General features: G+C 60.2%; 17 protein-coding genes. 9 read left to right on the top strand and 8 right to left on the bottom strand.

What is annotated here, in order from left to right; all coding sequences use genetic code 11:
- Window positions 1-24: 24 nt before the first annotated feature.
- Window positions 25-582 carry an NADPH-dependent FMN reductase gene (locus AACV02_RS20500; protein ID WP_119741607.1) on the bottom strand — a complete coding sequence of 186 codons (558 nt, stop codon included), beginning with the start codon at window positions 580-582 and terminating at the stop codon, window positions 25-27.
- A 227-nt stretch (window positions 583-809) separates the two neighbouring features.
- Between AACV02_RS20500 and AACV02_RS20495 the strand changes: the two genes are divergently transcribed.
- Window positions 810-1,046 carry a hypothetical protein gene (locus tag AACV02_RS20495; protein WP_106578721.1) on the top strand — a complete coding sequence of 79 codons (237 nt, stop codon included), beginning with the start codon at window positions 810-812 and terminating at the stop codon, window positions 1,044-1,046.
- Between the two features lie 60 nt (window positions 1,047-1,106).
- On the opposite strand, the gene AACV02_RS20490 is transcribed toward AACV02_RS20495, so the two are convergent.
- Window positions 1,107-1,451 (bottom strand): hypothetical protein, encoded by a 345-nt coding sequence (locus AACV02_RS20490; RefSeq protein WP_119741606.1) that lies wholly within the window; start codon window positions 1,449-1,451, stop codon window positions 1,107-1,109.
- 85 nt (window positions 1,452-1,536) lie between these two features.
- The gene (gene gspG / locus AACV02_RS20485; RefSeq protein WP_119741605.1) at window positions 1,537-1,986 is read right to left on the bottom strand and encodes a type II secretion system major pseudopilin GspG; all 450 of its coding nucleotides are present in this window, start codon (window positions 1,984-1,986) and stop codon (window positions 1,537-1,539) included.
- 156 nt (window positions 1,987-2,142) lie between these two features.
- Between gspG and AACV02_RS20480 the strand changes: the two genes are divergently transcribed.
- The gene (locus AACV02_RS20480; protein ID WP_119741604.1) at window positions 2,143-3,036 is read left to right on the top strand and encodes a LysR substrate-binding domain-containing protein; all 894 of its coding nucleotides are present in this window, start codon (window positions 2,143-2,145) and stop codon (window positions 3,034-3,036) included.
- Here the strand turns inward: AACV02_RS20480 and AACV02_RS20475 are convergent.
- From AACV02_RS20475 to AACV02_RS20455, 5 genes are all read right to left on the bottom strand, one after another.
- Window positions 3,033-3,614, bottom strand: a complete 582-nt coding sequence (locus AACV02_RS20475; RefSeq protein ID WP_119741603.1) for a GNAT family N-acetyltransferase — start codon at window positions 3,612-3,614, stop codon at window positions 3,033-3,035. The two genes, AACV02_RS20480 and AACV02_RS20475, sit on opposite strands and share 4 nt — an antisense overlap.
- 9 nt (window positions 3,615-3,623) lie before the next feature.
- Window positions 3,624-5,879, bottom strand: a complete 2,256-nt coding sequence (locus AACV02_RS20470; RefSeq protein ID WP_119741602.1) for an Orn/Lys/Arg decarboxylase N-terminal domain-containing protein — start codon at window positions 5,877-5,879, stop codon at window positions 3,624-3,626.
- Between the two features lie 203 nt (window positions 5,880-6,082).
- A complete protein-coding gene (gene dnaQ / locus AACV02_RS20465; RefSeq protein ID WP_164487980.1) occupies window positions 6,083-6,823 on the bottom strand; it encodes a DNA polymerase III subunit epsilon in 741 nt (246 codons plus the stop codon).
- A gap of 79 nt (window positions 6,824-6,902) precedes the next feature.
- A complete protein-coding gene (gene rnhA / locus AACV02_RS20460) occupies window positions 6,903-7,355 on the bottom strand; it encodes a ribonuclease HI (RefSeq protein WP_029291380.1) in 453 nt (150 codons plus the stop codon).
- 85 nt (window positions 7,356-7,440) lie between these two features.
- Complete coding sequence (locus AACV02_RS20455) at window positions 7,441-8,199, bottom strand: class I SAM-dependent methyltransferase (RefSeq protein WP_106578714.1); 759 nt, start codon at window positions 8,197-8,199, stop codon at window positions 7,441-7,443.
- Between the two features lie 65 nt (window positions 8,200-8,264).
- Between AACV02_RS20455 and gloB the strand changes: the two genes are divergently transcribed.
- The 7 genes from gloB (at window position 8,265) to AACV02_RS20420 (ending at window position 18,149) form a co-directional block, all read left to right on the top strand.
- Window positions 8,265-9,032, top strand: coding sequence for a hydroxyacylglutathione hydrolase (gene gloB, locus AACV02_RS20450; protein WP_119741600.1), 768 nt, complete (start codon window positions 8,265-8,267; stop codon window positions 9,030-9,032).
- 98 nt (window positions 9,033-9,130) lie between these two features.
- Complete coding sequence (locus AACV02_RS20445; protein WP_119741598.1) at window positions 9,131-10,543, top strand: transglycosylase SLT domain-containing protein; 1,413 nt, start codon at window positions 9,131-9,133, stop codon at window positions 10,541-10,543.
- Between the two features lie 237 nt (window positions 10,544-10,780).
- Window positions 10,781-12,610, top strand: a complete 1,830-nt coding sequence (locus tag AACV02_RS20440; RefSeq protein ID WP_119741596.1) for an extracellular solute-binding protein — start codon at window positions 10,781-10,783, stop codon at window positions 12,608-12,610.
- Window positions 12,607-14,439 (top strand): extracellular solute-binding protein, encoded by a 1,833-nt coding sequence (locus AACV02_RS20435; protein WP_119741594.1) that lies wholly within the window; start codon window positions 12,607-12,609, stop codon window positions 14,437-14,439. The genes AACV02_RS20440 and AACV02_RS20435 overlap by 4 nt, the downstream gene beginning before the upstream one ends.
- On the top strand, window positions 14,440-15,513 hold the full coding sequence (locus AACV02_RS20430) for a microcin C ABC transporter permease YejB (protein ID WP_119741592.1): 1,074 nt from the start codon (window positions 14,440-14,442) through the stop codon (window positions 15,511-15,513).
- 1 nt (window position 15,514) lies between these two features.
- Window positions 15,515-16,534 (top strand): ABC transporter permease, encoded by a 1,020-nt coding sequence (locus AACV02_RS20425; protein ID WP_106578708.1) that lies wholly within the window; start codon window positions 15,515-15,517, stop codon window positions 16,532-16,534.
- Between the two features lies 1 nt (window position 16,535).
- A complete protein-coding gene (locus AACV02_RS20420; protein ID WP_119741590.1) occupies window positions 16,536-18,149 on the top strand; it encodes an ABC transporter ATP-binding protein in 1,614 nt (537 codons plus the stop codon).
- The last annotated feature ends 266 nt before the right edge of the window (window positions 18,150-18,415 follow it).

Raw genomic sequence — 18,415 nt, 5'->3', positions numbered from 1 at the left:
CAGGTTCCTACACAGGCAGACGCATCAGGCGGACAGCTTTTCTACCCACTTGCCGTAGGCGTCGATAAACGCCTGCAGGAACGGCCTGGTCTTTTCCGAAAGTTTTCCTGCGTCATCAAACACGCTGCCCGCGCCCCCCAGGTACGCTTCCGGTTGCTGCATGCACGGCACATCAAGGAACACCAGCGACTGGCGCAGGTGGTGATTGGCACCAAAGCCGCCAATCGCTCCGGGCGACACGCTGATGACCGCACCCGGCTTGCCGCCCCAGACACTTTGCCCGTAAGGACGAGACCCTACGTCAATGGCATTCTTCAACGGTGCGGGCACGGAACGGTTGTATTCGGGCGTCACAAACAACACCGCGTCGGATGAACGTACTTGCTGACGGAAACTACTGTAGGCTGCGGGCGGCGATGCTCCCTCGAGGTCTTCGTTGTAGAGCGGTAAATCGCCAATTTCCACAATGTTCAATTTGAGAGTGGCAGGGGCCAGTTCGGCCAGTGCCAGGGCGACCTTGCGGTTGATCGACTCTTTTCTCAAGCTGCCAACCAGGACGGCAATCGTGTAGACCTTGCTCATTGAGGTTTTCCCGACGTTTGACTAAGGAGCTTGCAGTTATAAAGTCTTCGCGGCAGGTTCACCAGAAGGTTTTGATAAATCCGCAGACGTTTGCCAAGCAGTGACTTGCGTAGGAAGACTCTGAAAATATCAACGAATAGTATTTTTTTTCCATAGGTAAACTACCCCGCTCCATGACGGTCTACAGAACCGCAAATCGAGTGTTTATCTCCAGAGGTTCTAAACAGATGGCTGCAGTACTTGTCGGACAGTTCCATGCCAGAGACGCGGAAGGACGCGTGTATTCGGTGCATGAGTTCCAGGAATCCAACCCGGTGCAAGGCGACCTGGCTGGCTCGGCGCCTACCACTACCTACAAGCTGGCCATTGGCGATCGTGTAGAGAAACTGGAAGGCGATGAATTCAAATTGATCCAGTCGGGGACCATTATCGTCCGCGAATCGCAAACGACCCTCGCGTCATAAGATCCCGGCTTATCGACCTGCTCAGTCCTGGCCATTGATGGCATTGACTGGGCTGGGTGATCACGGCCGGCGTACCTGCGTCACTTCCACGCCCTGCTCGCCCTCCATCTGCTTGAGCGTCACCATCAAACGCCCCCGCTCGCCTTCAACCGCATACAGCGAACGCTTGTAACCTGGCGCGCCGTTAGCGGGATAGGCCACCACCTGCCTGACCAACACCACCTCCAGCACTGCCCCCACCTGCGCATCCACCTGTTCCTGGGAACGGATAAACGCCTCGAGTGCGCGGCTTTCCGGTGTGTGTTCATCGTGATTATCGAAGAGATAAGCAGCCACGCACCCCACGGTCACCAGCACCAGGAGTTGCTTGGCCGTTACCCCGAAGAAACGTGAGGGAATAGGCATTCGAGACCAGACCTGTTTTTGTTGTATTGGTCGTTATTGATCAGCGCAGCCATTCTAATCAGCTCGATGGCTAATGCCAGATGAATCAGTTGTCGCCGTAGGTAATGTCCTTGTTATCGCCGACCCCGCCCAGCGTACGGTCCTTGCCGAACGAAAACAGGTCGAACGCCGTGTTGGGCTGGGTTGCCGGGTAGTGGTACTGATAGGCAACGCCCCACGGGTCGGTCAACAACTCGTCACTGACATAGGGCCCTTTCCACTGGGCGTCCTGCGCAGGTCGCGTGGTCAGCGCCTCCAGACCTTCCTCATCGGTGGGGTAGCGACCCGTGTCTTGGTGAAACTGCTCAACCGCCTTGCCCAACTCGGCCACCTGGGCCTTGGCCGTCGCGATCTCCGCCAGCGTTACATCACCAAACAAGCGCGGCCCCACCGCCAGGGCCAGCAAGCCAATGATGACCAGTACCACCAGCACCGCCCAGCGTGTAAAACCTTGCTGGGGTTGCGGTTTGCCTGTGACTGCGGTGTATCCGGGCATTGGAAGGGCTCCCTGTTGAACCTCGGTTGATACGCTCTTTATATGACCCGCTCGTTGCAGCGCACGCAAGGTGAACGTTAGACGACGCGCATCAAGGCCCGCGCTGTTTTTTTCCCAGCCATTGAATCCACGCCCCACTGACCCTAGACTCCGGCGATGCGTTTACGTCATATCGAAGTGATTCAGGCCATCTTGCAGACCGGACACCTCGGCACGGCCGCCGAGTGGTTGCAACTTCCCGTGGGCGATGTAGACGCAACGCTCAAGGATGCCGAGCAGCAACTGGGCTTCATGCTGTTTGCCAGTGTGCGCGGGCGTTTGCAAGCGACGCGCGAAACACTCGAACTGCAGGCACACATCAGTCACCTCTATGAGGCGCTGGAGCCGGTGCAACGCCTGGCCAGCCGCTTGAAACTCCACCATGCTCCGGCCTTGCGCGCGCTGTGCACCCCGCCGCTGGCCAATCAGTTGCTGCCGCAAAGCATCGCCGTACTGCGCCGGCGCTTCCAGGACACGCCATGCAACCTGTCGAGCCAGCCGACCCGCGAGATTGTCAGAAGCCTGCTGCTGCACGAAGCCGATGTGGGCCTGAGCCTGCATGACCCGCAGCACCCGCAAATCCAGAGCAGCGTGTTGGCCGAGGGCAAGTTGCAATTGCTCGCGCCCCATGGCTGGCTGAAACCCAAACAAAAGTACATCGCCCTGCAGGACCTGGCCGGGCAATCGCTGATCGGGCTTGAAGGGCATGACCCCTTGAGCCGCGTGCTGGACGCCAAGCTGCAGGCCCTGCGCCCGCTGCCGGTGGTACAGACGCGGGTGCAGACCTACCAGATGATGCGCAGCATGGTGGAAGCCGGCGAAGGCCTGGCGATTGTCGACCCGTTCACCGCGTCCGGTGCACGCGAGGCTGGGCTGGATGCATGCCCGGTGTCGCCGCCGATCATGGTCAGCCTGTACGCACTGACTCTCAGGGACGCCCAGACGTCACCGGCACTCAATGCGTTGCTGGACATTGTCACGCAGAAGGCCGATAGCCTGCTGGCGAGTTAAACCTGTTCGAGTTCAGTCTTGAACAACCGGTACCAGAAAATCGCCACTTCACGCGTCTGCGGGTCAATACCGCGATAACGCAGCTGATCAATCCCGCCCATCACATAGCCGCAACGCTCATACAGTCGGCAGGCGCCGAGGTTGTTGTTCTGGGTTTCCAGCATCATGCCCGGCAGGTTTTTCTTGCGACTCCAGAACTGCGCCACGTCCAGCAAGGCCTTGGCCACCCCATGACGGCGCGCAGGCAAGGCCACCGCCAGCTCATCGACGTGGGCAAAGCCGTTCCAGTTGGTGCTGACCACGATATGACCCACCGCACGGTCATCCAGGTACGCCATGAAGATCGCGCTGTCGGGCGCATCGCGAAAACTGGCGAATTCCTCCGGGTCGATGCCATAACATTTGCGGTACGGCAGGATGCGCTCAACGGCCCACTGGTCGACGCGTTTGCCCATCTCCGGCACGCCGTAGGCACTGACTTCAAAACTGAAATCATTGCCCCACACGTAGGCATCAAAACCTTCGTCGGCGACCCGTACGCTGAGCCCCGGGTACTTCGGGTTCATTACAGCTTGCATAAACATCCTTTACCCTTTGATGCAATCGACGGTGTAACAACGACCACTGCCGTCGTCTTCGTGTTGCAATCCATGAACATCGGCGACAAAACCGGGAAAACTGCTATCGAACGTCCTCGCGAACGCCAGGTAGTCAATGATCGATCGGGTCGACTCGGTAAAGCGCTCACCCGGCATGATCAACGGAATGCCCGGCGGATAGGGCACCAGCATCACGGCTGCGATGCGACCTGGCAAGGCGTCAATCGACACCGCCTCCACTTCACCCCTGACCAACTGGTCGTAGGCGTCAGCCGGTTTCATCGCGATTTCCGGCAACACCGTGTACATGCGCTTGAGGTGTTTGGCCGTGGCATTGCTGCGATAACAGCCGTGCAGCTGGTCACACAGGTCGCGCAAACCGAGGTTCTGATAGCGCGCCGGCCCTTGCTTAAACACCGAGGGCAAGCAACTGGCCAGGCTGACATTGGCGTCGTAATTGCGCTTGAACTCCAGCAGTTCGGTGAGCAAGGTACTCCATTTGCCTTTGGTGATGCCCATGGAAAACAGCACAAGGAAGGAATACAGGCCGGTTTTTTCCACCACCAGCCCACGCTCCCAGAGGAACTTGCTGACCACTGCGGCGGGAATCCCGCAGTCGCTCAAGGCGCCGCCGGCGTTCAGGCCGGGCATCACCAGGGTCACTTTGATCGGGTCAAGCAGCACATAATCTTCGGCCACATCGCCAAAACCGTGCCAGTCGTCCTGCGGATGCAACAGCCAGTCCGCGGTGACAACCCGGTCGATACCCGCTACCGAAGGCGGCTGCCAGATGGAGAACCACCAGTCCTCGGCAGCGATGTGCTGGCGCAGGTTGGCCAGGGCGCGCCGAAAACTCAACGCCTCATCAAACATTTCCTGCAGCAGCGAACGCCCGGCGGGGCCCTCCATCATCGCCGAGGCCACGTCCAGCGATGCGATGATGCTGTACTGCGGCGAGGTGGAGATATGCATCATGAACGCTTCGTTGAAACGGTCACGGTCCAGCTGCCGCGCGCCGCCGTCCTGCACATGAATCATCGAGGCCTGGCTGAAGGCCGCCAGCAGCTTATGGGTTGAGTGCGTGGTAAATACCAGAGGGCTGTCGGGCGTGCGTGAAGTGCCCATGCCGTAACGCCCGGCAAAGAACTCGTGAAACGCCGCGTAGGCGTACCAGGCCTCGTCAAAATGCAACACCTCGACACTGTTGCCCAATTGTTGCTTGATCAGCTCGGCGTTGTAGCACAGGCCGTCATAGGTGGAGTTGGTGACCACCGCCATCTTCACTTTCGGTGGCCGGCCACGCGTCAAAGGGCTGGCTGCGATTTTGGCGCGGATCGACTCGGGGCTGAACTCGCTCAAGGGGATCGGGCCGATGATCCCCAGTTCGTTGCGTTCCGGGCACAGGTACAGCGGGATCGCACCGGTCATGATGATCGAGTGCAGCACCGACTTGTGGCAGTTGCGGTCCACCAGCACCAGGTCGTCCCGGCCGACCATGGAGTGCCAGACGATCTTGTTGGCCGTGGAGGTGCCGTTGATCACAAAGAACGTATGATCGGCGCCAAAGTTACGCGCGGCACGGGCCTCGGCTTCGGCCAACGGCCCGGTGTGATCGAGCAGCGAGCCGAGTTCCGGCACCGACACGGACAAGTCCGAGCGCAGCGTGTTTTCGCCGAAGAACTGATGAAACGCCTGACCCACCGGGCTTTTACGATACGCCACGCCGCCGCCATGGCCGGGCGTGTGCCAGGAGTAATTGGAGTCGGCGGTGTGTTGCACCAGGGCTTTGAAGAAAGGCGGCAACAAGCCATCCAGGTAAGCGCGCGCCGCGCGAGCCACTTGTCGGGCCAGAAACGGCACGGTGTCTTCAAACAGATAAAGAATGCCGCGCAACTGGTTGAGCTCACTCATGGCATCGGCGGGCGCGTTTTCCAGCGTGACTTGCTCGCCCAGGGCAAAGATCGGCAGGTTGGGCGCCCGCACCCGCGCCAGGCGGATCAGTTCGACCATGTTTTGCAACAAGTGGGTATTTTCCCCGGCACCTTCAGCGGCGATCAACATACACGCCAGCCCGTGATGGGTAGAAGCCACCAGGCGGCCTTCGGCGTAATCCACTGCAGAAAAAATACTGAAGCCTTCTTGTTCCAGTTCGTGGGCGATACCTCGAACCCGGTCACCGGCAACGGTGTCGGCCTTGATATCACGGTGCACAATCAGAACAGGAAACTTCAGGTCTTTGTACATGAGTGCGGGCAGTCCCCAGGGCTATGTACTCAGGGTAGAAGCTGGGAGCGGATGTGGCGAATGAAGATTTCCAAGGCGCTGCAAATCAACCGTGGGAGCTGGCTTGCCTGCGATGGCGATGGATCAGTCACAGATAGGTTGGCTGGCCTGCCGCTATCGCAGGCAAGCCAGCTCCCACATTTTTTAACCGTGTTCGACCGCGTTTATTGCTGGGTCAGCTGCGACCACAACGCCGGCGCACCCGCCGACTTGGCAATCGCTTCCAGACGCGCCGCGTGCTCAGCCAGATCCTGCTCACTGGCACGGATGATGGTGGTCGGCTTGCGATCAGCCGGCAGGCGGCGGATTTCTGAAGGGCGATTACCCGAACCTTCTGCCGAGCCTGTGCCGTCGGAGGCATTACCGGCCAGGGACAGGCTGGTTTGCCCGCCGGTCATGGTCAGGTAAACGTCGGCCAGAATCTCGGAGTCGAGCAAGGCGCCGTGGAGTTCACGGCCGGAGTTGTCGACGCCGTAGCGTTTGCACAAGGCATCCAGGCTGTTGCGCTGGCCTGGGTGACGCTCGCGCGCCATCATCAAGGTGTCGAGGATCGAGCAATGCTGGGAAATATCCGCACGCTCGGTCTGCCCCATCAGGGCAAATTCGTTATTGATGAAGCCGACGTCGAACGCCGCGTTGTGGATGATCAGTTGGGCGCCGTTGATGAATTCGAAAAACTCGTCGGCCACTTCGGCGAAGCGCGGCTTGCCCTTGAGGAACTCATCGGTGATGCCGTGGACGCCGATCGCGCCCTCGTCACTGTCACGGTCCGGTTGCAGGTAGACGTGGAAGTGACGCCCGGTAAGACGGCGACCTATCAATTCGACACAGCCGATTTCGATGATCCGGTGACCATCGGTCACCGGCATGCCGGTGGTTTCGGTATCGAGTACAACAGATCGGATGGCCATCAGGGTTCAGCTCTCAACGGTGGTATGCAGTGTGGTGTGCGTCAAAGGGCGCGATGTTAACACGTCAGTCGGCTCAGCTCTGTTTGTAGCCGCGCACTTCATCCACACCCCGGTTGGCCAGTTGGTCGGCGCGCTCGTTGCCGGGGTGACCGATGTGCCCACGCACCCATTTCCAGGTGATGTTATGGCGATTGCATTGCTCATCGAGCAACTGCCAGAGGTCGGCATTCTTCACCGGTTCCTTGGCCGCGGTTTTCCAGCCGCGCTTTTTCCAGTTGACCATCCACTCGTTGATGCCCTTCATCACGTACTGCGAGTCGGTCACCAACAGCACGTCGCAACGGCGCTTGAGCTCTTCCAGGCCACGAATGGCACCCATCAGCTCCATGCGGTTGTTGGTGGTGTTGGCTTCGCCGCCCCACAATTCCTTCTCCACGCCCTTGCACACCAGCAAGGCGCCCCAGCCGCCGGGGCCGGGGTTGCCTTTGCAGGCGCCATCGGTGAAGAGTTCTACGCTATCGGTCATCGGTTGCATCCATCAAAACGGGCTGGCGATCATCGACCGACAGTATCCCGAGGCCGAAAAATTCGGCGGGTCATCAAAAAGAGGTTTACGGTTCGCTTTGCTTGCGATTGACCTTGGCCATCGGCATCGGCACCAGCTTGCCCATCGGCTGGCGCAGCACCTGACGCACCGGCCGCAGCCCGACCACGATCTTGCGCGCGACCAATAAATAGAAGCCGCCACCCGACAATTGCCAGGCGCCCGCCCGGCGCTCCCAGCCCGCCAGACGGCCTTGCCACTTGGCCGACGCAAGCGGCGGACGATAGCACCCGAAGCGGCGTTTCTCCAGCGCAAAGCCCAGCAGGTTCAGCCAGTCGCCCACCCGCGACGGCGAGATGCAGCGTGCCTGGCGCAGGCCATCATGGGCAAACACATGGCGAAGGCCCCAACTGCTCCAGGGGTTGATGCCGACAATCAGCAAATGGCCCCCAGGGCGCACACTGCTCGCGGCTTCGCGCAACAAACCATGGGGCGACAGGCAAAAATCCAGGCCATGCTGCAACACCACGACGTCGGCGGCATGCTCGCTCAAGGGCCAGGCCTGCTCCTCGCAGACGATCTCCACACCCGGCAACGGCGCACCGAGGCGCACATTGCGCTGCACCTGCGGCGCAGAAGGCGGCGTCTGCGCAGACGGGCCGTAATGCACCAGATAGCCACCAAAGAACCGGCCCAGCTCGTCTTCGAGCATGCGCCGTTCTTCATCCAGCAAAAATTGCCCGATCGGCCCGGACAGCCATTCACGGGCTGCGCCGATCAGGGCCAGCCACTCAGGATCGGCCTGGGCGAACGCTTTATCAGTCATTGCATTCTCCAACTCGCCTAGACGTTCTAAGATGCACCAATGTGTTCAGCTTGGCGAATCGAAGAATGATACAGATCAGTGCCCTACCCGCCTTCACCGACAACTACATCTGGTTGTTACAAGACCCGCACACCCAGCGCTGCGCCGTGGTCGACCCCGGCGATGCCACGCCGGTACTGGCCTGGCTCAAGCAAAATCCGCAGTGGGCCCTCAGCGACATCCTGATCACCCACCATCACCATGATCATGTCGGCGGCGTCGAGCAACTCAAACGTGTGACAAACGCCAAGGTCTACGGCCCGGCAAACGAGAACATCCCGGCGCGGGACGTCGCATTGCAGGACAACGACCGCATCAACGTACTGGGCCTGGACTTCGACGTTTATAGCGTGCCGGGCCATACCCTCGGCCATATCGCCTTTTACCATCAAGGCCTGCTGTTTTGTGGCGACACGCTGTTTGCCGCCGGTTGCGGCCGTCTGTTCGAAGGCACGCCGCAACAGATGTACACCTCGCTGGAACGCCTCGCCGCCCTGCCAGCCGAGACCCTGGTGTACTGCACCCACGAATACACACAAAGTAACCTCAAATTTGCCCAGGCGGTGGAGCCTGACAACGGCGATATCGCCGAACGGGTCGAACAGGTCAAGCAATTGCGGGCCCGCGGCGAGATGACGCTGCCGTCCAATCTCGCCCTGGAAAAACGTACTAACCCTTTTCTTCGTACCGCCGAAACATCCGTTAAACAAAAAGCGGACGAACGGAATGGGCGCGATAACCGCGCTGGGGCCGAGGTGTTTGCTAGCTTGAGGGCGTGGAAAGATAAGTTCTAAGCGGATGCAATCTGATACGGATTTTCTGAATGGTTGACCGGAACCAAAGCGCTTTCTAGAATCGCCCGACATTTTTGCCCGGAACTTACTTCCAGCCAATGTCGTCATCTATTCGTAAATCCATTTCTTCAGACGCATTGACCCGCCTGGCTCAAGCCGTGGCGGTGGCTGTGTCCGCTACTCTGGCGGGCTGCCAATCGACTCATTTCGCTGCACAATCCACCGTGCAACCCAAACCCAATCTTGCCGCCAAGATCAAGCAAAAACCCATTTGGCTCTCAGAGAAGCCCAGCCCCGAAGTCCCCCAGGATGTCTGGGAACGCATGCGACGGGGCTTTCAATTGCAGGACGGCCTGGGCGTCAACCCGCGCATCGAGCAACAGCGTTTGTGGTTCGCCAGCAACCCGTCCTTTTTGGAGAACGCCGGAGAACGCGGCAGCCTCTACATTCATTACATCGTCGAACGCCTTGAAGAACGCAACATGCCCCTGGAGCTGGCGCTGCTGCCAGTGATTGAAAGTGCCTACAACCCAATGGCCTACTCGCGCAGCGATGCAGTCGGCTTGTGGCAGTTCATTCCCTCCACCGGGCGCTACTTCAACCTGCGCCAGACCCGCGCCTACGACGGGCGCCGCGACATCACCGCCTCCACCACCGCCGCCCTGGACTACCTGACACGCCTGCATGACATGTTCAACGGCGACTGGTTGCTGGCCCTGGCGGCGTACAACGCCGGTGAAGGCACGGTCAGCCGGGCCATCGAGCGTAACGAAAAGCTCGGCCTGCCGGCCGACTACTGGAACCTGCCCTTGCCCCAGGAAACCAAGGACTACGTGCCCAAGTTCCTGGCATTGTCCCAGGTGGTGCTGGCCCCCGAGGCCTATGGCGTCAACCTGAACCCGATCGCCAACACCCCGTACTTCGAAGTGGTTGAAGTCAAGCAAAGCATGGACCTGTCACGGGTTGCCGCGCTGGCTGAAATCGATGAAGACGAACTGTTCCAGCTCAACCCGGCCCTGAAACAACGCACCACCCTCGACGGCCCCCAGCACTTGCTGGTGCCGAGTTCCAAGGCGCATCTGCTTACCAGCACGCTTTCGACGATGAAGCCCGAAGAACTGCTGGCCATGCGCCCGAAAAAGCAGGTGTTCGACGAAGTCGAGACCGCGCGCGTAGCCGGGCGCAGCCGCAGCTACAAAGTGCGCACTGGCGACAACCTCACGCTGATCGCCAAGGCGAACAGGGTCGATGTGCATGACCTGCAGCGCTGGAACAAGCTCAACGGCCAGGCCCTCAAGGTCGGCCAGACCCTGGTGATGCAGGACACGCGCAAGCTGGTGGCCAAGGCTGACAGCCAGAAGCCGGTGCAGTACAAGGTCAAAAAAGGCGACTCGCTGTACATCGTCGCCAAGCGCTTCAACGTTGAGATGCAACATCTCAAGCGTTGGAACCCGCGCACGGGCCAGGCACTCAAGCCAGGCCAGATGCTGGTGGTTTCCGGACCAAGGTAAACCTGCGTAAGCGCTGGCCTGTGTGGGAGCTGGCTTGCCTGCGATGCAAACACCTCGGTGCATCCGTTGCACCGCGTTGATGGCATCGCGGGCAAGCCCGCTCCCACATTTGTTCTGCACAGCGTTCAAACCCTTATCGGCCCCTGACCGGGGGCTTTCCAACAGCCTTTTTCCAGCCGGAACAAGCTGTTACTGTACCGATCATAAAGCCCAAGCCGCCTGGATCGGATCTCTGACTTGAAGCGTCCCCTCCTTCTACTAATAAGTCTGGCCTTGAGCTTTGCGGCGAACGCGACAATTACCGAGAGCCACGGTTATACGCAGTTCGGCACGCTCAAGTACCCGGCCAAATTCACCCACTTCGATTGGGTAAACCCTGCAGCGCCAAAAGGCGGGACACTGCGGGTCATGGCATTTGGCACCTTCGATACGCTCAACCCCTACACCTTCAAGGGCTCCAGCCCGGTTTCCACGCCCAATTTCCTGCAATACGGCGTCAATGAGCTGAACGAGCCGTTGATGGTTGGCACCGGCCAGTACGCGCCGTCCGGCGATGAGCCCACCTCCAGCTACGGGCTGATCGCCCAGTCGGTGGAGTACAGCGAGGACCGCAGTTGGGTGGTGTTCAACCTGCGTCCCGAAGCACGTTTCCACGATGGCAAGCCGATCACCGCCTATGACGTGGCGTTTTCCTATCGCACCCTGCTGACCGAAGGCCACCCGCAATACCGCACCAACCTGCAGGAAGTGGCGCGGGTCGATATCCTCAACCGTCATCGCATTCGTTTTGTGTTCAAGCGCGCCGGCAACCCGCTGCTGATCCTGCGCCTGGGCGAACTGCCGGTATTGCCCCAGCACTACTGGAAAAACCGCGACTTCAAGGCCACGACCTTCGAGCCACCGTTGGGCAGCGGGCCCTACCGCATCACCAAGGTCACACCTGGCCGGCAGCTGGTGTTCGAACGGGTCAAGGATTACTGGGGCAAAGACCTGCCGGTGAACCAGGGTTTCTACAACTACGATAACGTCGAGGTGGAGTTCTACCGCGACAGCGACGTGGCCTTTGAAGCCTTCAAGGCCGGCGAATTCGATATCTATATCGAGCACCAGGCCAAGAACTGGGCCACCGGCTATAACTTCCCGGCGGTCAACCGCGGCGACGTGATCAAGGCGCAGATCGCCCACCAGATCCCGACCCAGAGCCAGGGTCTGTTCATGAACACACGGCGGCCGACCTTCGCCCAGACCAAGGTGCGCGAGGCCCTGGGGTTGATGTTCGACTTTGAATGGACCAACCGCACCCTGTTCAGCAGCGCCTATAAACGCACCCTGAGTTACTACCCCAACAGCGAGTTTTCCGCGACTGGCGTACCGGTGGGCCATGAGTGGCTGATGCTCTCGCCGTACCGCGACCAGTTGCCGCCCAACCTGTTTACACAAGCCTTCAGCCTGCCGCAGACCGACGGTCGCGGCATTCCGCGCCAAACCATGCGCCGCGCCCTGGCCTTGCTGGGTGAAGCCGGCTGGAAGCTGTCGGGACAGCGCCTGCTCAACAGTGACGGGCAGCCGCTGCGCTTCGAGATTCTGTTGGTCAACCCGAACCTGGAGCGCATCCTGCAGCCGTATGTCGAGAACCTCATCAGCATCGGCATCGACGCACGCCTGCGTACCGTTGACCGGGCGCAATACAAACAGCGCCTGGATCAGTTCGACTTCGACATGATCCTGATCACCCTCAACCAGACCTTGAGCCCAGGCCTTGAGCAGTGGCAGTACTTCCACTCCAGCCAGGCCAGTATCAAGGGCAGCAAGAACTACGCCGGCATCGCCAACCCGGTGGTCGACCGCCTGCTGGAACAACTCCTGGCGGCGCAGACCCGCGAAGAACAACTGGCCGCCGGCCGCGCCCTTGACCGGGTGCTGCTGTGGCAGCACTACAGCATTCCCAACTGGTACCTCAACTATCATCGCTTGGCGTACCGCAACCGGTTCGCCTTTGTCACCACGCCGCCTTACAGCCTGGGCCTGAGCGCGTGGTGGCTGAAAGCTTCGGAGAAAGCCCAATGATGAAATTGCGCACCGCATTCCTGAGCAGCCTGTTGCTGTGCAGCGCGGTCAACGCCGCGCCGCAACACGCGTTGACCCTCTACAACGAGCCTCCCAAGTACCCCGCCGACTTCAAGCACTTCGACTACGTAAACCCCGAGGCGCCCAAGGGCGGCACCTTTCGCGAATCGAGCATGGGCGGCTTCGACAGCCTCAACCCCTACATCAGCAAGGGCGTGCCCGCAGACAACCTGCCGTTGATCTACGACACCCTGGCCATGCAAAGCCTGGACGAGCCTGTGACTGAATACGGGCTGGTGGCCGGCAAGATCGAAAAGGCCCCGGACAACAGCTGGGTGCGGTTCTACCTGCGCCCCGAAGCGCGCTTTCACGATGGGCACCCGATCCGCGCCGAAGACGTCGTCTTCACCTTCCAGACCTTGCTCAAGGACGGCTCGCCGCTCTACCGCACCTACTACGCCGACGTTGATGAAGTGGTGGCCGAAGACCCGCTGCGCGTGCTGTTCAAGTTCAAGCGCACCAATAACCGTGAGTTGCCACTGATCCTCGGCCAGTTGCCGGTATTGCCCAAGCATTTTTGGGCCACCCGTGACTTTGCCAAGGGCAACCTGGAAATACCGCTGGGCAGCGGGCCGTACAAGGTGGCGCAGGTCAAGGCCGGGCGCATGGTTCGCTATGAACGCGTCAAGGATTACTGGGCCAAGGACCTGCCGGTCACCCAGGGTTTTTACAATTTCGATAACCGCATCACTGACTATTACCGCGACAGCACCGTGGCGCTCGAAGCCTTGAAAGCCGGGCAATTCGACTACTGGCTGGAATTCAGCGCGAAGAACTGGGCCAACGCCTACAACATCCCGGCCGTCAGCGAAGGAAGGCTGATCAAGGAAGAAATCCCCAACGGCAACCCCACCGGCATGCAGGGTTTTGTGTTCAACACACGCAAGCCGATGTTTCAGGATGTGCGGGTGCGCAAGGCGATCAGCCTGCTGCTGGATTTCGAGTGGAGCAACAAACAGCTGTTCAACGGCGCCTACACGCGTACCCGCAGTTACTTTGAAAACTCGGAAATGGCCGCCACCGGCCTGCCCGGGCCGGATGAAACGGCAATCCTGGAACCGTTTCGCGACAAGCTCCCCGCCGAAGTCTTCACCCAGGCGTTCGCGCCTGCCAAAACCGACGGCAGCGGCATGATCCGAACCCAGCAGCGCGAGGCCTACCAGTTGCTGCAAGAAGCCGGCTGGAAGATTGTCGACGACAAGATGGTCGACACCACCGGCACACCGGTGACCATCGAGTTTCTGCTGACCCAGACCGACTTCGAACGCGTATTGCTGCCGTTCAAACGCAACCTGGCGGACCTGGGCATCAATCTGGTGATCCGCCGCGTTGACGTCTCGCAGTACATCAACCGCTTGCGCTCACGCGACTTCGACATGCTGGTGGGCAGTTTCCCGCAGTCGACCTCACCGGGTAACGAACAACGCGAATTCTGGGCGTCTTCCAGTGCCGACAAACCCGGCAGCCGCAATTACATGGGCCTCAAGGACCCGGTCATCGACCAACTCGTCGAAGAGCTGATCGATGCAGACTCGCGTAAAAGCCTGGTGGCCCACGCCAAAGCCCTCGACCGGGTATTGCAGTTCGGCTACTACGTGATCCCCAACTGGCACATCAAAACCTTCCGTGTGGCCTATTGGGATCACCTGGGCCACCCCAAAGTCTCGCCACGCTACGACGTCGGCACCGCGACCTGGTGGGCCAAACCTGACGTAAAACCAGCCGTAACCCCGGACACAAGCGCCGATCCGGCGAGCGGAGGCGATTAAATGCTGGCTTATATTGTTCGCCGTCTGTTGCTGATTATCCCCACGCTGTTCGGGATTTTGCTGATCAACTTCATCATCATCCAGGCCGCTCCCGGGGGGCCGGTGGAACAGATGATCGCCAAACTCGAAGGGTTTGAAGGCGCCACCAGCCGCATCGCCGGCGGCGGTGCCGAAGTGTCGGTGGCCGGTTCCAGCTACCGCGGTGCCCAGGGCCTGGACCCGGCGCTGATCAAGGAAATCGAGAAGATGTACGGCTTCGACAAATCGGCGCCGGAACGGTTGTGGATCATGGTCAAGAACTACGCCCGACTGGATTTCGGCGACAGCTTCTTTCGTGACGCCAAAGTCATCGACCTGATCAAGGAAAAGATGCCGGTGTCCATTTCCCTCGGGTTATGGAGCACGCTGATCATGTACCTGGTGTCGATTCCGCTGGGGATCGCCAAGGCCACGCGCCACGGCAGTCACTTCGACGTGTGGACCAGTTCGGCAATCATCGTCGGTTATGCGATCCCGGCGTTCCTGTTTGCGATCCTGCTGATCGTGGTGTTTGCCGGCGGCAGCTACCTGGATTGGTTCCCCCTGCGCGGGCTCACCTCGAACAATTTCGACGAACTGAGCTGGAGCGGCAAGATCCTCGATTACTTCTGGCATTTGGCCCTGCCCGTCACGGCGCTGGTGATCGGCAACTTTGCGACCATGACGCTGCTGACCAAAAACAGCTTCCTTGACGAGATCAACAAACAGTACGTGGTCACCGCCAAGGCCAAGGGCCTGACCCACCACCGCGTGCTCTACGGCCACGTGTTTCGCAACGCGATGCTGTTGGTGATTGCCGGCTTCCCGTCTGCCTTTATCGGTATCTTCTTCACCGGCTCGTTGCTGGTGGAAGTGATCTTCTCCCTCGACGGCCTGGGCCTGATGAGCTTTGAAGCAGCGATCAACCGCGACTACCCGGTGGTGTTCGGCACGCTGTTTATCTTCACCTTGCTGGGGCTGGTGGTGAAACTGATCGGCGACCTCACTTACACCCTGGTCGATCCGCGTATCGACTTTGCCAGCCGGGAGCATTGAGATGAACCTGTCCCCCCTCAATCGCCGTCGGTTCGAGCGTTTCAAGGCCAACAAGCGTGGCTGGTGGTCGCTGTGGCTGTTCCTGATCCTCTTCGTACTGAGCCTGGGCGCGGAGTTGATCGCCAACGACAAGCCATTGGCCGTGCACTTCGACGGTGACTGGTACTTCCCGGCACTCAAGCGCTATCCGGAAACCGCCTTTGGCGGCGAATTCCCGCTGGAGGCCAACTACAAGAGCCCGTACATCCAGGAACTGCTCAAGGCCAAGGACGCCTGGACGCTGTGGGCGCCGATCCCGTTCAGCTACCAGAGCATCAACTACGACCTGAAAGTGCCGGCCCCCGCCCCGCCCTCTTCGGTCAACCTGCTGGGCACCGATGACCAGGGCCGCGATGTTTTGGCGCGAGTGATCTACGGGTTCCGCGTGTCGGTGCTGTTCGCCCTGACCCTCACCGTGCTCAGCTCGATCATCGGCGTGATCGCCGGCGCCTTGCAGGGGTTCTACGGTGGCTGGGTCGACCTCGCCGGGCAGCGCTTTCTGGAGATCTGGTCCGGCTTGCCGGTGCTGTACTTGTTGATCATCCTCGCCAGCTTTGTGCAGCCCAACTTCTGGTGGCTGCTGGGGATCATGCTGCTGTTTTCGTGGATGAGCCTGGTCGATGTGGTGCGTGCCGAATTCCTGCGCGGGCGCAACCTCGAATACGTGCGCGCGGCCCGCGCGCTGGGGATGCAGAACGGCGCGATCATGTTCCGGCACATCCTGCCCAATGCCATGGTGTCGACCATGACCTTCATGCCGTTCATCCTCACCGGCGCCATCGGCACTCTCACCGCGCTGGATTTTCTCGGCTTCGGCCTGCCAGCCGGCTCGCCGTCGCTGGGCGAACTGGTGGCCCAGGGCAAATCCAACCTGCAAGCGCCGTGGCTGGGCATCAGTGCCTTTGCCGTGCTGGCGATCATGTTGAGTTTGCTGGTGTTTATCGGCGAGTCCGCTCGCGATGCCTTCGACCCGAGGAAATGAGATGAATCAGGACAATCTGATCGAAGTCCGCGACCTGTGTGTCGAGTTCGTCACCGGCGACCATCACCACCGGGTGGTCAATAACGTCAATTTCGATATCAAACGCGGCGAGACCCTCGCCCTGGTCGGCGAAAGCGGCTCGGGCAAATCGGTCACTGCCCACTCGATCCTGCGCCTGCTGCCCTACCCGCTGGCCCGCCACCCGGCCGGCACCATCACCTATTCCGGGCAGGACCTGCTGACGCTCAAAGAAAAAACCATCCGGCATATTCGCGGCAACCGTATTGCGATGATCTTCCAGGAGCCGATGACCTCGTTGAACCCGCTGCATTCGATTGAAAAGCAGATCAACGAAGTGCTCGGCCTGCACAAGGGGCTCACTGGCAAGGTCGCCACCCGGCGCACCCTGGAACTGCTCGAGCTGGTGGGCATTCCCGAGCCGCACAAGCGCCTCAAGGCCTTGCCCCACGAGCTGTCCGGCGGCCAGCGGCAGCGGGTGATGATCGCGATGGCCCTGGCCAACGAACCGGAGTTGTTGATCGCGGATGAACCGACCACGGCCCTCGACGTGACGGTGCAGTTGAAGATTCTTGAGCTGCTCAAGGAATTGCAGGCGCGCCTTGGCATGGCGTTGTTGCTGATCAGCCATGACTTGAACCTGGTGCGGCGCATCGCCCACCGCGTGTGCGTGATGCAGAAGGGTTGCATCGTCGAGCAGGCTGACTGCGAGACGCTGTTCCAGGCGCCCCAGCACCCTTACACCCAGGAGTTGCTGGCGGCGGAACCCAGTGGCGGGCCGGCGACCAATGACGTCGGGCCGCCCTTGCTGGAGGTTGATGACCTGAGGGTGTGGTTTCCGATCAAGAAGGGCTTTTTGCGTAACACCGTGGATTACGTCAAGGCGGTGGACGGTATCAATTTCAGCCTGCCCCAAGGGCAAACCCTGGGCATTGTCGGCGAGAGCGGTTCGGGCAAATCCACCTTGGGCCTGGCAATTCTGCGTTTGATTGCCAGCAAAGGTGGGATTCGTTTTGAGGGCCAGCAGCTGGACCGGCTGACTCAGCAGCAGGTGCGCCCGTTGCGGCGAGAAATGCAGGTGGTGTTTCAGGACCCGTTTGGCAGCTTGAGCCCGAGGATGAGTGTCAGCGAGATTGTTGGCGAGGGGTTGCGGATTCACAAGATGGGCACGGCTGTTGAGCAGGAGGCCGCGATTATTGCGGCGCTGCGTGAGGTTGGGCTGGATCCGGAGTCGCGGCATCGTTATCCGCATGAGTTTTCCGGGGGGCAGCGGCAGCGGATTGCTATCGCCCGCGCGCTGGTGCTCAAGCCACGCCTGATTTTGCTGGATGAGCCGACGTCGGCGCTGGACCGTACGGTGCAGCGGCAGGTGGTGGAGTTGTTGCGCAGTTTGCAGGCCAAGTACAACCTCACTTACCTGTTTATCAGCCATGATTTGGCGGTGGTGAAGGCGTTGAGTCACCAGTTGATGGTGGTCAAGCATGGGCAGGTGGTGGAACAGGGGGAGGCTTCGGCGATTTTTGCTGAGCCGCAGCATGTTTATACGCGGCAGTTGTTGGAGGCGGCGTTTTTGGTGCCGGCTGGGGTACGGGCGTGACGGGGTGTATATCCGTTATTGGGTGATGGCTGAGATGGGTTCCGCCCTTACGGCGGGTCACTTTGGAAAAGCCCCAAAGTAACCAAAGGGCTCTTGCCCCACCACTCGGCACCTCGCCTGGGCTCGGTGTGCCCTCACGCAGGCTTGAATCCGTGGGCCGCCGTGACGGGCCATCCATGGCCCAACACGGCTAACCCGGCGTCCTGCCGGGTTACCCACGAATTCAAGCCTGCGTTCGGCCAGCGTGGTTTAACGGGGCGCCTAAG

It is taken from the genome of Pseudomonas sp. Larv2_ips (assembly GCF_963879675.1).
GTDB lineage: Bacteria > Pseudomonadota > Gammaproteobacteria > Pseudomonadales > Pseudomonadaceae > Aquipseudomonas.
The sequence above is the reverse complement of the archived record's forward strand: the minus strand, read 5'-3'. Positions and strand labels throughout refer to the sequence as shown.

Excerpts from the sequence above, each read along its gene's own strand:
- AACV02_RS20500 (WP_119741607.1), bottom strand. The coding sequence starts at position 582 with ATGAGCAAGGTCTACACGATTGCCGTCCTGGTTGGCAGCTTGAGAAAA.
- AACV02_RS20495 (WP_106578721.1), top strand. The coding sequence starts at position 810 with ATGGCTGCAGTACTTGTCGGACAGTTCCATGCCAGAGACGCGGAAGGA.
- AACV02_RS20490 (WP_119741606.1), bottom strand. The coding sequence starts at position 1,451 with ATGCCTATTCCCTCACGTTTCTTCGGGGTAACGGCCAAGCAACTCCTG.
- gspG (WP_119741605.1), bottom strand. The coding sequence starts at position 1,986 with ATGCCCGGATACACCGCAGTCACAGGCAAACCGCAACCCCAGCAAGGT.
- AACV02_RS20480 (WP_119741604.1), top strand. The coding sequence starts at position 2,143 with ATGCGTTTACGTCATATCGAAGTGATTCAGGCCATCTTGCAGACCGGA.
- AACV02_RS20475 (WP_119741603.1), bottom strand. The coding sequence starts at position 3,614 with ATGCAAGCTGTAATGAACCCGAAGTACCCGGGGCTCAGCGTACGGGTC.
- AACV02_RS20470 (WP_119741602.1), bottom strand. The coding sequence starts at position 5,879 with ATGTACAAAGACCTGAAGTTTCCTGTTCTGATTGTGCACCGTGATATC.
- rnhA (WP_029291380.1), bottom strand. The coding sequence starts at position 7,355 with ATGACCGATAGCGTAGAACTCTTCACCGATGGCGCCTGCAAAGGCAAC.
- AACV02_RS20455 (WP_106578714.1), bottom strand. The coding sequence starts at position 8,199 with ATGACTGATAAAGCGTTCGCCCAGGCCGATCCTGAGTGGCTGGCCCTG.
- gloB (WP_119741600.1), top strand. The coding sequence starts at position 8,265 with ATGATACAGATCAGTGCCCTACCCGCCTTCACCGACAACTACATCTGG.
- AACV02_RS20445 (WP_119741598.1), top strand. The coding sequence starts at position 9,131 with ATGTCGTCATCTATTCGTAAATCCATTTCTTCAGACGCATTGACCCGC.
- AACV02_RS20435 (WP_119741594.1), top strand. The coding sequence starts at position 12,607 with ATGATGAAATTGCGCACCGCATTCCTGAGCAGCCTGTTGCTGTGCAGC.
- AACV02_RS20430 (WP_119741592.1), top strand. The coding sequence starts at position 14,440 with ATGCTGGCTTATATTGTTCGCCGTCTGTTGCTGATTATCCCCACGCTG.
- AACV02_RS20425 (WP_106578708.1), top strand. The coding sequence starts at position 15,515 with ATGAACCTGTCCCCCCTCAATCGCCGTCGGTTCGAGCGTTTCAAGGCC.
- AACV02_RS20420 (WP_119741590.1), top strand. The coding sequence starts at position 16,536 with ATGAATCAGGACAATCTGATCGAAGTCCGCGACCTGTGTGTCGAGTTC.